Source organism: Massilia pseudoviolaceinigra, from assembly GCF_030846505.1.
Lineage (GTDB): Bacteria > Pseudomonadota > Gammaproteobacteria > Burkholderiales > Burkholderiaceae_D > Telluria_A > Telluria_A violaceinigra.
In genome coordinates this window covers 72023-88536 of the sequence record NZ_JAVCWL010000012.1, presented here as the reverse complement: position 1 = coordinate 88536, position 16514 = coordinate 72023, and the positions used below count along the sequence as shown (strand labels likewise).

Here is a 16514-nt window from a genome sequence, read left to right as displayed (position 1 = left end):
GAGATTACTTTGCTTCCTTCGCGTCCTTCTTCTTCGCGGGCGTGAACAGCAGGTCCGCGAAGTCGTAGCTGAAATCGGTCTCGGACGACACCGGCGCCATCTTCATGCGCTCGATGCTGCCGTCCGGGTTCAGCGAAAACGTCACATAGGCGTCGGCGTTGAAATTGCGTTCCTTCCAGCGCACGATGAAGGTATCGTGCTGGAAGTGCTCCAACTCCCCGGTCAGGTCCGGCGTACGGGTAAAGCTCATTATCCGCTTGCCGCCCACCGGCTTGATGGTCACCGCGCCGTACCAGGCGTCGTTGTACTCGCCATCGTACGCCGCAATCGGCAGCGACGGGCGCGAGGTTGCGGTCCGGGTGGCGCTGGCGCTCTTCTGCTTGGCCAGGTCCTTGTTGCGCGTCTGGGTTTCCACATCGCTAATGAGCTTGATCCAGTCGCTCGGCGCCGCATCGAGATAATGATCGAGCAGGCGATACTGCAGCGACGTGAGCGCCCCGCTGCTTTCGGCATTGGTAAAAATCGCAATGCCCAGCTTCGCTTCCGGCACCATCACCACGCGCGAATAAAAACCCTGCAGCGCGCCGCCGTGCAAGGCCAGCTTGCGGCCCTTGTAGTCGCGCAGCTGGAAGCCCAGGCCATAGGCGAAGAAATTCGGCTTGGTCGCCTCCAGCGTCGGTTTCGGCTCGCTGATTTTCATCGGCGTTTGCGCGGTCCACATCTCGCGGCTTTGCGCTTCGCTGAACAGGCGCGCTTCCTTGCCCTGCGCGTCTTTCGGCGCACCGGCGATGGCGCCCCCGTCGAGCAGCACCGTCATCCAGCGCGCGATATCCTCGGCGTTGGTGTTGATGCCGACCGCGCCGACTGCATTGGGCACCGGCAGCGCACGCACCACGGCGGCTTTGCCGTTGATTTTGCTGTGCGGGGCCGAGACGTTGGGATTGCCCGCGTTCTCGGCCAGGCTGGTGGTGGTCGCATTCATGCCAAGCGGCTTGAGGATACGCTCGCGCACCGCATCGCCCCATGGCTTGCCGGCCTTTTGCGCGATGATCTTTCCAGCCACGATGTAGAGCAGGTTGTCGTAGGCATAGCTGTTGCGAAAGCTCGTCGCCGGGCGCACGTAGCGCAGCTGGGCGATGATTTCATCGGTCGTAAAACTGGTGGTCGGCCACCACAGCAGGTCGCCGGCCCCCAGCCCCAGACCGCTGCGGTGCACCAGCAGGTCGCGCACCGTCATCTCGTGGGTGACGTAGGCGTCGTACATCTGGAAGTCCGGCAGGTGCTTGGTGACCTTGTCGTCCCATTCCAGCTTGCCCTCGTCGACCAGCATCGCCAGCGCCGCGGCGGTGAATGCCTTGGAGTTCGACGCCACCTCGAAGATGGTCTTGCCGTCGGCCGGCGCCGGCTCGCCCAGCTTGCGCACGCCGAAGCCGCGCGCAGCGACTACCTTGCCATCCTTGACGATGGCAATGGCGATGCCGGGAACATCGAAGGTCTTCATCACGCGGGTGACGTCAGCCTCCAGGTCATAGGCGCGTGCCGGCGCACTGGCGCTGACGGGTGCTGCGGGAGCGGCGGGTGCCTGGGCAACGGCCGCGAAGCTGGTGAATGCGAGCAGGATCGCTGCCGCGATACGGTTCATGTGGAGCACGTGTCGTTCCTCTTATTTGCCAGCCATTTTCTTGTCGACGCTGGTCTGCGTGGCCGGGTGGTAGCGCTCGCGCGCCTTCTTGTAGACCGACTCCGCGAAGACCTTGTCGGCCGGCTTGGCGCGCAGCGCGGCGTACAGCGGCACCACAAATTTTTGGCGGCCGACGCTCATGAGGAAGGCTTCGAGCGGAGCGCGCACCTCGCTGTAACCGGCATTGATGGCGGCGCGGTAGAAGCGGAAGGCCACTTCGTTATTGGTGCTCTTGGCCAGGCCGAACGCCTGGTCGAGTTCCTTGAGCTGGGCGGCGCTGGCCTTGTTGTCGATATCGTTGAGGAACTTCATCCACTCGGTGGCATTCCACTTCTTGGTATCGAGCTTGGCGGTGGGCGTGGCGCCCGACAGCCAGCTGACGCGGGTCGCGTCGAGCGCGGCCAGGCGGGTCGAGACAGCGCGCTTGGCGCTGGCCGGAATGCCCGCGCCGTGCAGCCACTCTTCCAGTTCGGCCTCGCTCAGCACCGTCGGATGCTGGGCCAGCAGGTTCTTGCGCAGGTAATCGACGAACTGCTCGGTGGTCACGCTCTGGAACGCATGCTGGTCGAACCAGCCGCGCAGGAATGGATCGAACACCGCGCGGCCGGCGCGCTGCTCCAGGGTGCGCAGGAACCACGCGCCTTTCGGGTAAGCCAGGCCTTCATCGGTGTAGTTGGCCGACGAGGTGTCCGGGTCCTTGGTCAGCAAGGCCTGTTTGGCGACCGGGATGGTGGCCAGCGAAGCGATGGCTTCCTCCTGCTCCAGCTGCAGGTTCATGTCCGCCACTTCGGGGCCGTACAGCGACTCCAGGATGCGGGTGGTGACGTAGGTGGTGAAGCCCTCGTTGAGCCACCAGTGCTTCCACGACGCGTTGGTGACCAGGTTACCCGACCAGCTGTGCGCCAGTTCGTGGGCGATCAGGTCGACCAGGCTGCGGTCGCCCGCGATCATGGTCGGCGTGAGGAAGGTCAGGCGCGGATTTTCCATGCCGCCGATGGGGAACGATGGCGGCAGCACCAGCATGTCGTAACGCCCCCAGCGATAAGGGCCGTACAGCGATTCGGCGGCGGCGACCATCTTTTCGGTATCGCCGAATTCGTACGCGGCCGCGCCGATGCGCTTTGGCTCGGCGTACACGCTGGTGCGCGCACCGAGTGCGCGCACGTCGATCTCGCCAATGCCGATCGCCAGCAGGTAGGATGGAATCGGCTGCGGCATCTTGAAGTTCCAGCCGCCCTTGCCGGTGGCATTGAGATCGTTATCGGCGCTCATGACCACGCGCAGGTCCTTGGGCGCCTCGATGCGCGCGCTGTAGGTGAAGCGCACGGCGGGCGTATCCTGCAGCGGCACCCAGGAACGCGCGTCGATCGTCTGGGACTGGCTGAACATGAACGGACGCTTGCCCGACATGGTCTGCACCGGCGCGAGCCACTGCAGCGCGGTCGCCTTGGGCGAAGTGCGGTAATAGATGCGCACCTTCTGCGGCTGCGCAGGCAGCGCGGCCAGGTCGATGTGCATGGCCTGGCCTTTTTCGTCATCGAACTTGTCGAGCGAGTGGTGCACGGTGACCCACTTGCCGTTGGCGCCCTGCGCCTGCACCTTCGAGATGGTCAGCGCGCGCGTATCGAGATCGAGGCTGCGGGCCGACTTATCGAGCCAGTTCAGCGTCAGTTCGGCATGCCCGGACAAGGTCTTCTTCGCGAAATCGGCCTTCAGGTCAATGTGCACGGCGCTGGTTTTCACCTGGTCGTAGCGCGCGTAGCTGAGGGGATCGAGGGCGTACGCGTGGGCGCTCAATTGGGCAAACAGGGCGCAGGCGGCGGCGCGCAGGAGGGTCGATGTCTTCATGGTCTTTCCGGGTTCGGTGGCGTGTGAATTGGCGCAGGCAGAATATCACTTCCGCTGGCCGGACGAAAGCGCGCGGGCGCGTATTGACGGATGGCTGGCGCGCGTAGCCACACCGGTGGCTCTGCTATGATCCGCGCTTTCGCGCATCGGATCACACTGCATGGACGCCTTTCTTGTCTCAACGGGCATCGTCGCCCTCGCCGAAATCGGCGACAAGACGCAGCTGCTGGCGTTTCTGCTGGCGGCCAGGTTCCGGCGGCCGGTGCCGATCGTGCTGGGCATCTTCGTGGCGACCATCGCCAACCACGCGTTTGCGGCGGCGGTCGGAGCCTGGATCAGCACCCTGCTCGGACCGGATGTGATGCGCTGGGTACTGGGCGTGTCCTTCCTCGCGATGGCCGCGTGGACCATGGTGCCGGACAAGCTCGATGGCGACGACCAGCCGGGAATGGGGCGTTACGGTGTTTTCCTGACCACCCTGATCGCCTTCTTCCTGGCCGAGATGGGCGACAAGACGCAGATCGCCACGGTGGCGCTGGCGGCGCGCTACGACGCGATGCTGGCGGTGGTGGCTGGCACCACCTTCGGCATGATGCTGGCAAACGTGCCGGCGGTATATTTCGGCGAGCGGATTGCCGACAAGGTGCCTTTGAGACTGGTGCACGGCATCGCCGCCGCCATTTTTGCCGCGCTCGGCGTCGCCACCCTGCTCGGCGCCGGCGCCGGCTTCGGTTTTTAGTCCTAGCGACAGCTCCATTTCCCTACAACCGGGGTCAGAGCTTTAATGTGAAACATTGCAAAACCAGCGGCCGGGCGCACCGGCGACAGTCTTCCATCGTGCAAGTTCTGATGACGATTGTTCCAGTTCTGCTATCAAGACGACGTTTTGTTGTAATTACGGCGCCCGTCAAACCGGGTTTGCCAACCCACTCACCGGCGGCCGTTTTTACAACAAAAAAAGTTTCGAGTCAGAGCTCTGACCCCGGTTGAGAAATTGTTGCGATTGGTTACTGGGTCGTGAGGGTCACGTCGTCGATGAGGAAAGCGGTGGGGATCGTTGAGCCTTCCACGCCTTCAAAATAGATCCGCACCGTCTGCCCTTTGTAGGCCGACAGGTCGAACGTCTTTTGCACGTAACTGCTGCCCTTGTTCAGGTTCGAGTACGTCGCCAGCGTGGCCAGCACGGCGTTGCTGCCGCTGCGTACTTGCACCTTGAGCTTGTCGTAGGCGCTCGTGGTCGTCGTTTCGCTCGAAACCACCTTCAGCCAGAACGCCAGCTTCGCGCTCGTCGCCGTCGATGGGATCGTCACCTGCTGGTACACGCTGTCGGTATTGGCCAAGCCGGCGCCGTTGAGCGCGGCCTTCCAGCTGCCGCCATGCGCCGCCTGCCCCGACGAGGTGATCACGCCGCTGGTGGCAACCCACGCGCTCGCGCCCGACTCGAATCCACTATTGAATAGCAGCTGCTGCGCCGCGCCGGCGTTGCTCACGCTGAAACTGACCGGCGCCGATACCGCGCTGTTGAGCGCCACGTCGAACGCCTTCGCCGTCAACTGGTGGCTGCCGTTGCTCAGGGTCGCCGAGTTCAGGCTCAGCGCATACGGCGAGGTGGTATCCGTCCCCTTGAGGACATTGTCGACATAGAACTCGACCCGGTTGATCCCGCCGTTGTCGCTCGCCGTCGCCGCCAGGCTGATGGTGCCGCTGCTGCCGTTCGCGCTGGCACTGACCGCCGGCGGCGTGGTGTCGCCTCCGCTGGCGTTGCTGACGCTGAACGTCACCGCGGCCGAGGTGCCGACATTGCCGGCGGCATCGTAGGCCTTGGCCACCAGGCTGTGGCTGCCATTGCTCAGGGTCGCCGAGTTGATCGTGGCGCTGTACGGCGCCGCGCTGCTGGTCGCCTTGAGCTGGTTGTCGACGTAGAATTCGACCCGGGTCACGCCCACATCATCGCTGGCACTGGCGCTGAAGCTGATGTTGCCGCTGCTGCCCGATTGACCCGCAGTCACGCGCGGGGCCGTGGTGTCGCCGCCGCCATTGGTCTGGGTCACCCAGATCGGCGCCGACCAGAGGATCTTGCCGTCATCCTGGGTCAGCTTGGCGTAGTAAAAGTGCTCGCCCACGGAGGGCGTGATGGTGGTGTTGGCCGTGGTCGACAGCTGGCTGACCGTGCCGTTGCGCCCCGGTACGCCTTCGACGATGGACACCGTCGACACCGTCTTGCCGCTGGTGCTGGCGAAGTTGGCGATCAGGTTGAGCGGACCGCTGTTGCTGAAGCGCTCGCCCATGACGCGGCCGTTGGCCGTGAGCACCAGTTGCGAGGTCTTGTCCATGGTGGCGAACACGCGCCGCGCCTTGAGCGCCTCGATGAAGCTCGCTTGCGAGAGCGGGGTGCCGTTCGGAATGAGCACGCCGGTGCGGTTGGTGTAGGACGCGCCCCAGTTGGCGCAGTGATTATCCTGGTTGGTGGCGAATGCGATGTGGAAGCCGGATTCCAGCGCCTTGTTGCACGCACCCTCGAAAGTGCTGCGGCCGGTTTCGGTTTCGGTGGTGTTGGTCGAGAACGCCGAGGTGTTGAGCACTTCGCACAGGACCATGGCCTGGTCGCCGTCCGCCGTGTAGCCGAGCGGCACGCCATTGATGAGGAACTGTCCGCTCGACGATGGATGGTTGAACTGGCCGACCCAGCCGCGCTGGCGCATCAAAGTGTACAGGCCGCTGTAATCGCCCTTGGGCGTGAGCGTGTCGCCGATCAGCTGGCCGCTGCTGTTGAGCTCCCATTGCAGCAATTCCGGCGAGTTGAAGATGTTCAAGTGGCCGCCATTGCTGATCACGCCCCACTCGAGGCCGTACACGCCAAGGAAATCGGGATGGGCGGCATTGAAATCGGCGGCGGCCGTCAGGCCGGATTTGTACAGCGCCTTGGCGGTGGCCGGACTGGCCGACGCGTTGGTGCCGTCGGAACCGTCGAACATGTGGTTGTGCTCGGACGTGGCGAGGATGTCCAGGCCCTTGTTGCGGGCATACGCGAAGGCGTCGGCCGGGCCTAGCGCGGCGCTTTGCGGCGATTGCGAGCCGCTGCAGCTGCCCAGCGCCCCGCCGCCATCGCTGTGGTTGGTCTGGCTGTGCAGGTTGGCGAAGTAGACCGTGTATGGCAGCGAACCGGGCGCGGGCGCGGCCATTTGCACCGAAGACAGCTCGCCTGACTTGCTCTCGGCCTTGCTGTCGGTCTTGTTGGTAGGCAAGGCGCGAAAGGCGGGCATGGCCGCCTTGGCGGTCTTGCCCAGCGCCAAGTCCCAGCTCTGCTCGACGAGCTCGCCCGCGCCCGCCGCCAGCAAGCGGTCGACCGATTCTTCCGACAGATCCGGCTCACGGCCGCGCTCGGCGGCATCATTGGAGACGGCCTGCATGCGTACTTTATAGACGCCGTCCGGCAAGCCGGCCCGGCCAGCCCAGCGCACCTTGACGTCGACCGGTTTCTGGAACATGCGTTGCACGCCGTGCCAGCGCTGGACCACCTGGCCCGCCGGGCTGACCAGTTCCAGCTTCCAGCTCACTTCCTGCTGGCGCTCGACGTGCGGGTACTCGAACGCCAGGGTGAACACACGCGCCTGGGACGAGGTCGCATACGGCACATGCAGGGTCGCTTCGAACTCCTGGTGGTCCGTTTCGGACGCCATGACGGCATGGCTGGCGGAGAGCGCCAGGGCGATGGCGAGCGGGCGGAACAGCTTGAACGTGGTGAGGTGGCGCATGAGATTCCCGTTTACATTGATAGTGACGAACAACTGAATTCTCGCAACTATGCATGACGTAAACGTGACAAAGTATTTACATTTGGAAATTGAATCCGTCGTGAACGGCAGTTTTGTTACGTGAATCGACACGTGTTTTGCCGATAGTCAACGCAAGAGTAGCGGACTTAGCAGGGTGAGGGAGATTTGTTGCCTTGGAGCAGCGCGGCGCGCCTGTGGAAAACTAAATAAAACATTTGTAGTATGAAACACGAAAATGTCTCATTTGGGACAAAACCCGCGCAAGGCTGTGCGCCCTGCGCGGGAATCGGCACTGCTTAAGGCTGTACTGCCCCTTGGCGGCGCACCCGCAGTTCCACCTTGTGCGGCCGGCCGTCATCGACCAATTGGATCACATTCATCGGCTGCGGCACACCGTCGACCGTCATCGCATCGGCTTCGGCGGCCTGCACCGAAATCGCATACATCGTCTCGCGATAGCGGTACTGCAGCTTGAAGCCCGGCCAGTCGGCCGGCAAGTGCGGCGTCATGGTCAGCTTGTCGCCGGCCAGGCTCACGCCCAGCAGCGACTCGACGATCAGGCGATACATCCAGCCCGACGAACCGGTGTACCAGCTCCAGCCACCACGGCCGATGTGCGGCGAGACCGCGTACACGTCCGCCGCGACCACATACGGCTCGACCTTGTACAGGGCCGCGCTCTCCGGCGTACTGCCATGCTGCACCGGATTGATCATGCGCAGCAGTTCCCAGGCGCGCTCGGTGTCGCCCATCTTGGCGAACGCCATCGCGGTCCAGATCGCGGCGTGGGTGTACTGCCCGCCGTTTTCGCGCACCCCCGGCACGTAGCCGCGGATGTAGCCGGGATTGAGCACGCCATCGTCGAACGGTGGATCGAGCAGCTGCACCAGGCCATAGTCGCGCCGCACCAGGCGCTCGTCGACCGCCTTCATGGCCGACGCCGTGCGCTGCGGATTGGCCGCGCCCGAAATCACGCCCCAGCTCTGCGAGATCGAATCGATCTGGCATTCGTCGTTGGTATGCGATCCGAGCGGCGTGCCATCGTCGAAGTATGCGCGGCGGTACCACTGGCCGTCCCAGGCATTGGCTTCCACGTTGGCCGCCAGCGTGGCAGCCTCGCTCTTGCAGGTTTCCGCGAACGCGTGGTCGCCGTACACCACCGCCACTTCGGCGAAGCGCTGCAGCACTTCGTACAGGAAGAAGGCCAGCCACACGCTCTCGCCCTTGCCTTCGTTACCGACGCGGTCCATGCCGTCGTTCCAGTCGCAGGTGCCGATCAGCGGCAAGCCATGTTCGCCGAAGCGCAAGCCGCGCTTGATGGCGCGCACGCAGTGCTCGTACAGGTCGCCGGTCTGGCTCGAACGCCCCGGCATGTCGTAATAAGACTCTTCTTCCTGCTTGAGCGGGCGCCCTTCGAGGAACGGCGCCGGTTCGGTCAGCACGCTGCGGTCGCCCGTGCCGATGACGTAGCGGTGCGCCGCCAGCGGCAGCCACAGATAGTCGTCCGAACAATGGGTGCGCACGCCGCGGTCCGATGGCGGATGCCACCAGTGCTGCACGTCGCCTTCCACGAACTGGTGGGCCGCGCACATCAGCAGGTGCTCGCGCAGCAGGTGCGGCTCGGTATGGATCATCGACATGGCATCCTGCAGCTGGTCGCGGAAGCCGAAAGCGCCGCCGGACTGGTAGTAGCCGCTGCGCGCCCACAGGCGGCAGGCGATGGTCTGGTACATCAGCCAGCCGTTGGCGATCACGTCGAGCGACGGATCGGGCGTTTGCACCTGGATCGCGCCGAGCGTGTGGTCCCAGTGCTTGCGCACCATCGCCAGCGACGCCGCCGCAGCCACGCTGCCGCTGTATTTCTGTACCAGGCCGCTGGCGTCCGCATTGCGGCGGCCACCAACACCGAGCATGAACACCAGTTCGCGTTCCTGGCCCGGCTGCAGTTCCACCATCACCTGCAGCGCGGCGCACGGGTCGAGCGCGGCGCCGATCTTGCCGGACAGGCGCGCGCGTCCCATCGTCGCCGGACTGGCCAGCGTGCGGTTGCGGCCGATGAATTCATTGCGGTCGGCGGTGAACGTTTTCTGCTGCGCGTCGACGTGGAAGAATCCCACGCGGCCCGTGAACTCGGTGTTGTAGGCGTTGCGCGCGAAGATCGCGCCACTCATCGGATCCTGTTCGGTGGTGACGTGCATGGCCGACTTGGCGCGCAGGTCGCCCAGCACCCACTCCACGTAGCCGGTAGCCGACAGGCGGCGCGGCACGGTGCTGTCGTTGCGGATCTTGATGACCGAGTACTTGATCGAGGCATCCAGCGCCACGAAAGTGGACAGTTCGGTGTGAATGCCCTCTTCGCTGTGCTCGAACACGCTGTAGCCGAAGCCGTGGCGCGTGATGTATTCACCGGCCGCGCGCACCGGCAGCGCGGTCGGCGACCAGAAGCGGCCGGTCTGCTCGTCGCGGATATAGAACGTCTCGCCGCTGCTGTCCGACACCGGGTCGTTGGCCCACGGCGTGAGCCGGAACTCGTGCGCGTTTTCGCTCCAGGTGTAGGCCTGGCCGCTCTCCGATACCACGCTGCCGAAATTCGGGTTGGCCAGCACGTTGGACCACGGCGCCGGCGTGCGGTTCTGGCCATCGGTGCGGATGACGTATTCGGTGCCGTCGGCACTGAAGCCTCCCAGCCCGTTGTGCAGGATCAGGTCGCGTGCAGCAACAGCAATACCGGCGCGTGGCTGGTATTCCTCGCCGCGCGCTTCGACCACCAGCGGCGCCAGTTTCGGCGCCACCGGAACGGCACGCTTGACCTGGTCGGCCAGGGTACCGCGGCTGTCGGAAATAATGGCGCGCGCCACCGATTGCATCAGCACCCGGTCTTCCTGCGCGATCTGGTCGAGCAGGCGCACGAAGATGCCGCCCGGACGGTCGATCGCTTGCGCGTCGATGCCGGAGGCGATCAGGCCCATGATCTGGTCGTGCAGCAGCTGGCGGTAACCCGACTGGTCTTCGTACCAGATGACCAGGTCGACCACCAGGCCCTTGAGGCGCCAGTAAGCGTGCGCCTGCACCATCTGGCGCGCCAGGTCGATGTTGGCCGGGTCCTTGATCTGCATCAGCACAATCGGCAGGTCGCCCGAAATCGCGTACGCCCACAGGCCGGACTGGCCGCGCTGGTTGCGAATCAAGATGCCGGCATCGGCGCGTAGCGAGGCATTCGGGTAGATCACCGTGCTGGCCAGGCGGCTGTACAGCTGCGCGTCCGATTCGGTGGCGTTCAGCTGGCGCAGCACGACCTGGCTGTGCGTCCATGCCAGTTCGAATACGCGGTCGGCCAGATGGCGGTCCTGGTATTTGTCGATCAGGTGCACGGCCTGTTCGCGCGTTTCGGTCATGCCGGTGACGATGTCGAGCACCACCATCTGGTCCGGTTCCAAGGTCACCTTGTAGCGGATCGCGACCACCGGATCGAGCACCGAGCCTTCGCTGCCGCCCAGCGGCTGCGGTTCGAGCATGGCGCGCGGGGCGACCGTGCTGTTGGCGCGGCCGAGGAATTCGCTGCGGCTCGTTTCGTACGAGACGTCCATCAGAACGCCGTCGTGCACCGTCATCAGGTTCAGCATCCATGGCATCTGCTCGTCCTTGGCGCGCGGACGGCGGGTGCACAGGATGGCATTCTCGTTGCGCAGGATTTCGGTCTGCACGAACAGTTTGCTGAACGCCGGGTGGGCGTTGTCGGCAGCCGCCGGCGCCATCACCACTTCGGCGTAACTGGTGAATTCAATGGTGCGCTTGACGTTCGACTTGTTGGTGATGCGCGTGCGCCGCAGTTCGATGTCGTCTTCCGGCGAGACCACGATTTCGGTGTACAGGTCGAGACCACGGTCATGACGGCGGAATTCGGCGCGTCCTTCCGAGAAGATGACTTCATACGACTTCGGCTCGACCAGCGTCGGCTGGTAGGCGGTCGACCAGAAATGGCCGCTGTCGACGTCGCGCACGTAGCAGAAGTTACCCCAGTTGTCGGAGGTCCCATCTTCGCGCCAGCGCGTCACGGCCAGGTCTTTCCAGCGGCTGTAGCTGCCGCCGGCGCTGGTGACCATCACGTGGTAGCGGCCATTCGAGAGCAACTGGACTTCCGGCTGCACCGTGGTGGTCTGGGTAATGATGCGGGTGGCGGACGTCGACACTTCCTGCGCCGGGGCGCGCATGACCGCCAGTTCGGCGGTGTTGGAATAGAAGGCGCCGGCGCGCGGCACGCGTTCCTGCAGCACCAGCAAGGTGGCCTGGAACAGCGGGTCGGACTCGAAGCGGCGCTGCATCGGACGGTCGTGCAGCAGATAGCTCAGGGCCAGGAAGCCCATGCCCTGGTGGTGCGCCATGAAGGAGCGGATCACGGCAAAGGTCTGGCCGCGCGGCAGGCGTGCGGCGGTGTAGTCGATCGCCTCGTAGAAGCCATGCTTGCCCATGAAGCCCAGGTCGGCCATGCGCTGCAGATTTTCGACAGCGGCGTCGGGGTTCACCATCAAACCCATCATGGTTGCGTACGGGGCGATCACCAGATCGTCAGCCAGGCCGCGTTTGAGGCCAGTGCCCGGCACGCCGAACGCGCGGTATTGGTAATTGAGGCTGGCGTCGACGGTGTTGTAGCCGGATTCGGAAATCCCCCATGGCACGTCGCGCTGCTTGCCGTACTCGATCTGCGCATTGACGACCGAATGGTAGGTCTGGTCGAGCAGCGTGTTCTGGTAAGTCGGCATGACCAGCAGCGGCATCAGGTACTCGAACATCGAGCCGCTCCACGACAGCAGCAATTGCTCGTTGCCGATGATGCACAGCTGGCGGCCCAGCGCGAACCAGTGCTCTTGCGGGAACTGGCCCTGGGCGATGCCGACGAAACTGCACAGGCGCACTTCGGACGCCAGCAAGTCGTAGCAGGCCGCGTCCAGGCGGCGGTCGGATACGTTGTAGCCGATCGCCAGCAGGTTGGTCGTGGTGTTATACATGAAGCGGAAGTCCATGTTCGCGAACTCGCGCGCCTCAAACGCCATGCGGTTGATGTCCGCGATGCGCTGGGCGGCGCGGGCGCTGCCCTGGGCCACCAGATCGGTCAGGGTTTGCTGGCGTTCGCGCTCGCTTGGGGCGAGGTCGGTGCTGGCACTGCCGGTGAGGGCAAAGTTGGCCAGTTCGCGCAGGGTCGGAATGCGCGTCAGGCTGGTGTCGACCACGTACTCCTGGGCCGCACGCATCCACGGCGCCAGTTGCAGCAGTTCGTCGCGCGCGGTGTGGCACTGCTCGGCGAGCTTGTCGGCCCAGCCCTGCAGGTTCGGTTCGCCCACCGGATGCATGGCGGCCAGGATGGCGTCGGCGCAGCCGGACAGGCGCGCCAGTTCGGCGGCCATGCCAGGCAGGCTTTCGGTTTCGCGCACGCGGTCGGCCGACAGGTGGCTGCGCATGGCGTCGATCGCGGCCTTGACGGCCGGACCGGCATCAAGCGCGTGTTCCTGCACCACGTTCAAGGTGATGGCGATGCCGTCCAAGGTCTGCTTGCCGACGATCGGCTGGTCGGCCAGTTGGGTCAGGCCCGGCGCCAGCGTGAGCAGGTGGCCGGCCAGGTTGCCGCTGTCGACCGCCGAAATGTACATCGGGTGCAGCGGATTCAAGGTCAGCGTGTCGTACCAGTTATAGAAGTGCCCCTGGTGACGCTCCATGCGCGCCATGGTGTTGAGCGTGTCGCGGGTGCGCTTGAGCAGGCGCCCGGTGGTGATGAAACCGAAGTCCCACGCCGTCAGGTTGGCCAGCAGCGCCATGCCGATATTGGTCGGCGAGGTGCGGTGCGCAACCACCTTGACCGGATGCTCCTGCATGTTGTCGGGCGCGAGCCAGTTGTCTTCCGCCGTGACGTAAGTCTCGAAGAAGCTCCAGGTCTTGCGCGCCAGCGATTCGAGGAACAGGGTCTGCGGCGACGACAGTTCGGTCGCGGCGCGTTCTTGCGGAAGGCTGATCCACCAGGCCACGACCGGCGCGAAGAACCAGAGCAGCAGCACGGGCGCGGCAATCGGCAGCGCTTCGCGGTGGAAGTAAGCCAGCAGGACGGTGGTGGCCACGGCCAGCACCGGCGAGATCCACATGCTCTTCCAGTTGCTCTCCATGTCGGTACTGGAGCGGTTCAGGCTCGATGGACGCCATTCCAGCAGGCGGCGGCGCGTGACCAGCATGCGCCACGAGGCGCGCACGATGGCGTCGAGGCTGAAATGCGCTTCGTACGGCAAAAAGGCCAGTTGCAGCGCGGAGTGGCCGAACATCAGGCGCGCGCTCTTGAACGCGGTCGCCAGATGCTGGCGCCACAGGACGTCGTGCGGTTTTTCGATGATGTCGAACATGGCGCTGAAGAAGGTCGGCAGGAAGATCACCGCCAGCACGCCCAGGGTCCAGAACAACGGGGTCGGCATCAGGGCCCAGCAGAAGATCAGCAGGGCGGTCAAGGTGGTGGCGATCAGGCTGCGGCGCAGGTTGTCGAACAGCTTCCAGCGCGACAGCGCGGTCAACGGATTCGATTCGCGCTTGCCGTTCGCGCCAGGCACGCGCGGCAGCAGCCAGCCGGCCAGCTGCCAGTCGCCGCGAATCCAGCGGTGGCGCCGGCTCACGTCGTCGCTGTAGCGCGCCGGGTATTCTTCGTACAGTTGGGCGTCGCTCAGCAAACCTGCGCGCAGGTAGCAGCCTTCGAGCAGATCGTGGCTGAGAATCTGGTTGTCGGGCAGGCGGTGGCCGAGCACCGTCTCGAAGGTATCGACGTCGTAGATGCCCTTGCCGACGAACGAGCCTTCGTAAAACACATCCTGATACACGTCGGAGACGGTGCGGGTGTACGGGTCGATGCCCGGTTCGCCGCCGCACAGGTGCTCGTAGCGCGAGGCGGTGTCGCCCGGCAGCGCCGCGGCTACGCGCGGCTGCAGGATGCCGTAGCCTTCGACCACGCGTTTTCCGGCCTTGTCGAGCGTCGGACGATTCAGCGGGTGCGCCATGGTGGCGATGAACTGGCGCGCGGCGTCGCGCGGCAGCTGGGTATCGGTGTCGAGCGTGATCACGTAGCGCACGTTGGCCAGGCCGTCGGTGGAACCGGCGACCATGGAGAACTGGTCGCGCGCGCCGCCGCGCAGGAAGGCGTTCAGCGCGGCCAGCTTGCCGCGTTTGCGCTCGTACCCGATCCAGGCGTTTTCGCTGGCGCTCCACACGCGCGGGCGGTGCAGCAGAAGGAACGGTTGCAGGTGGCAGCGCGACATGGCCGGCTCGCCATCGGCGCCGAGAATCTCTTCGTCGACATCGCAGCCGTATTTCTCATTGAGTTCGGCGATGGTGGCGCGTGCTTGCTCGACCAGGTCCTCGTCGCCCGGCATGTGCTGCTTGGGCGCGTCGACGAAATCGGTCAGCAGGCAAAAGCGCAGGTTCGGATCGCGGTTGGCCAGGTAGCGTACTTCCAGCGCTTCGCACAGCGAGGCCACGTTGTCGCGGCTATACAGCAGGGTCGGAACCACCACCATGCTGCGCGCATCGGTCGGGATGCCTTCCTTGAAGTCCATGCGCGGCAGCGGGTGCGGGCGCGTGAGCTGGGTGGCCATGAAGTTGACCAGGGCCAGTGCCAGCTGGCTCGATCCGAGCAGGGCGAACACGCCCAGCAGCGCCAGCATCCAGTCGTCGACGCCGTCGGCGCGCGCGTGGATGATGGCCGTGCCGGTAAACAGCAGGGTGAGCACCACGATGCCGCCAAGGTAGGTCGACAGGGGCGATGCGCGCCCGCTTTTATTGAGCGCTTCGAGCGGCGGATTGCGCACGGCCAGGCGTTTTTCGAGCTGCGCCTGGCCGCTGCCGACCAGGTAGTAGCCGATGTGGCGGGTGCGTTCATCCAGGCCGCCGGCCGCCGGCGAGCGGTTCGCCAGCGCCAGTTCGAGCGCGGTTTCGGCGACCTGCACTTCGGTGAAGTCGCTGCGCTTGGCGAGCTTTTCGATCACGTGGCGATAATTGTCGCGCGTGGAGAAATCCATCTTGCCGTAGGTGCCGGCCGGGTCCAGGCGCAAAGTCTGTTCGACCGCGCTCATGGTTTCGACGAACTCCTGCCAGTCCATGGTGCCGAGGAAGCGCAGGCTGCCGATGCTGTTGCTGATCGAGACCTGGTCGGCGGCCTGCTGGCCGATTTCGGCCTGGATCTGCTGTTCGATGGTCAGGCCGGCGTCGGCCAGGCGCGTCGTCACCCACTGCAGCGCCAGGGTCAATGCCGGGCTCTGTCCCTGCAGGCGGCGCGCCAGTTCGGCCACGAAGCCGCTGTTCATCGGCTGGCCGGAACGGGCCATGTCGGCCACCAGCAAAATCAGGTCGCTCGGATTCTTTTCGGCCGTCTCGGCCATCTGGTCGGCCCAGGTGTTGGCGCGGTCGCGCTGGACGCGGTTGTCGTACACGCGCGCGGCCACGCGCCGCAGGTTCTCGATCAGCGCGATGCGCAGCATGATCGGAATGGCCCACAATTCGCCGAGTCTGAGCGTTGCCACTTCCTGGTAGGCGTCGACGAAGCGCGACAGGCTCTCCGGATCGACCCGGCCATCGCCGTGCGAAATGATTTCGAGCGCGATCTGGTACACGCGCGGATTGCCGTCGGCATCCTCGTTGGCCAGGCGCGGCAACTCCTTGGAGTAATCCTTCGGCAGGTGGCGGCGCGCGATGCGGATCTGCTCTTCGACCAGGTAGAAGTTATCGAGCAGCCATTCGGATGCGGGCGTAATCTGTCGCCCCGCCTTGATCGCGGTGGTCAGTTCCGTACAGGTGTCGGTGATGACCGTCGCGTTTTCGGTCAGCCGCGGCAACAGGCGGTCGGGACCGCCGCGCTCGCTGAGCTGGTGGGAGGAGGCAAGATGCTTGCCGTGCATCGCCATTTGGGCGGCACTGAACAATTCCGAGCGCAGGGGAAATTCGTCGTCGACGGGTCGTTCGCCGTCGAGGACGTTGCGCCAGGCATAGAGCGTGTCCGCTAATTTAGTGTTTTCTTGGTTCAACAGAGACCTCGCGTGGGCATGAGTAGCCAACACGCTGCGGGACAGCGAGTTGCGACCGGGTCGTACGGCTGTTGCAATCTTATAACGATGCCATGTTCACGACTGTGCGCCAGCGAACATTTCGGGGTTGTCAGTCAGAAGCAGACTGAGCAATTTTGGTGGAAT

General features: G+C 64.7%; 5 protein-coding genes. 1 reads left to right on the top strand and 4 read right to left on the bottom strand.

The window, feature by feature from the left end:
• Window positions 1-4 precede the first annotated feature (4 nt).
• Window positions 5-1642 carry a serine hydrolase gene (locus tag RBA40_RS13640; RefSeq protein ID WP_306648454.1) on the bottom strand — a complete coding sequence of 546 codons (1638 nt, stop codon included), beginning with the start codon at window positions 1640-1642 and terminating at the stop codon, window positions 5-7.
• A 21-nt stretch (window positions 1643-1663) separates the two neighbouring features.
• Window positions 1664-3529, bottom strand: a complete 1866-nt coding sequence (locus RBA40_RS13635; RefSeq protein ID WP_306648391.1) for a M1 family metallopeptidase — start codon at window positions 3527-3529, stop codon at window positions 1664-1666.
• Window positions 3530-3689: 160 nt separating this feature from the next.
• Between RBA40_RS13635 and RBA40_RS13630 the strand changes: the two genes are divergently transcribed.
• A complete protein-coding gene (locus tag RBA40_RS13630; RefSeq protein WP_306648390.1) occupies window positions 3690-4268 on the top strand; it encodes a TMEM165/GDT1 family protein in 579 nt (192 codons plus the stop codon).
• A 268-nt stretch (window positions 4269-4536) separates the two neighbouring features.
• Here RBA40_RS13630 and RBA40_RS13625 read toward each other — a convergent pair whose 3' ends face one another.
• Both RBA40_RS13625 and RBA40_RS13620 read right to left on the bottom strand, forming a co-directional pair.
• Window positions 4537-7284, bottom strand: coding sequence for an Ig-like domain-containing protein (locus RBA40_RS13625; RefSeq protein ID WP_306648389.1), 2748 nt, complete (start codon window positions 7282-7284; stop codon window positions 4537-4539).
• A 317-nt stretch (window positions 7285-7601) separates the two neighbouring features.
• Window positions 7602-16349 carry a GH36-type glycosyl hydrolase domain-containing protein gene (locus RBA40_RS13620; protein WP_374710494.1) on the bottom strand — a complete coding sequence of 2916 codons (8748 nt, stop codon included), beginning with the start codon at window positions 16347-16349 and terminating at the stop codon, window positions 7602-7604.
• Window positions 16350-16514 lie beyond the last annotated feature (165 nt).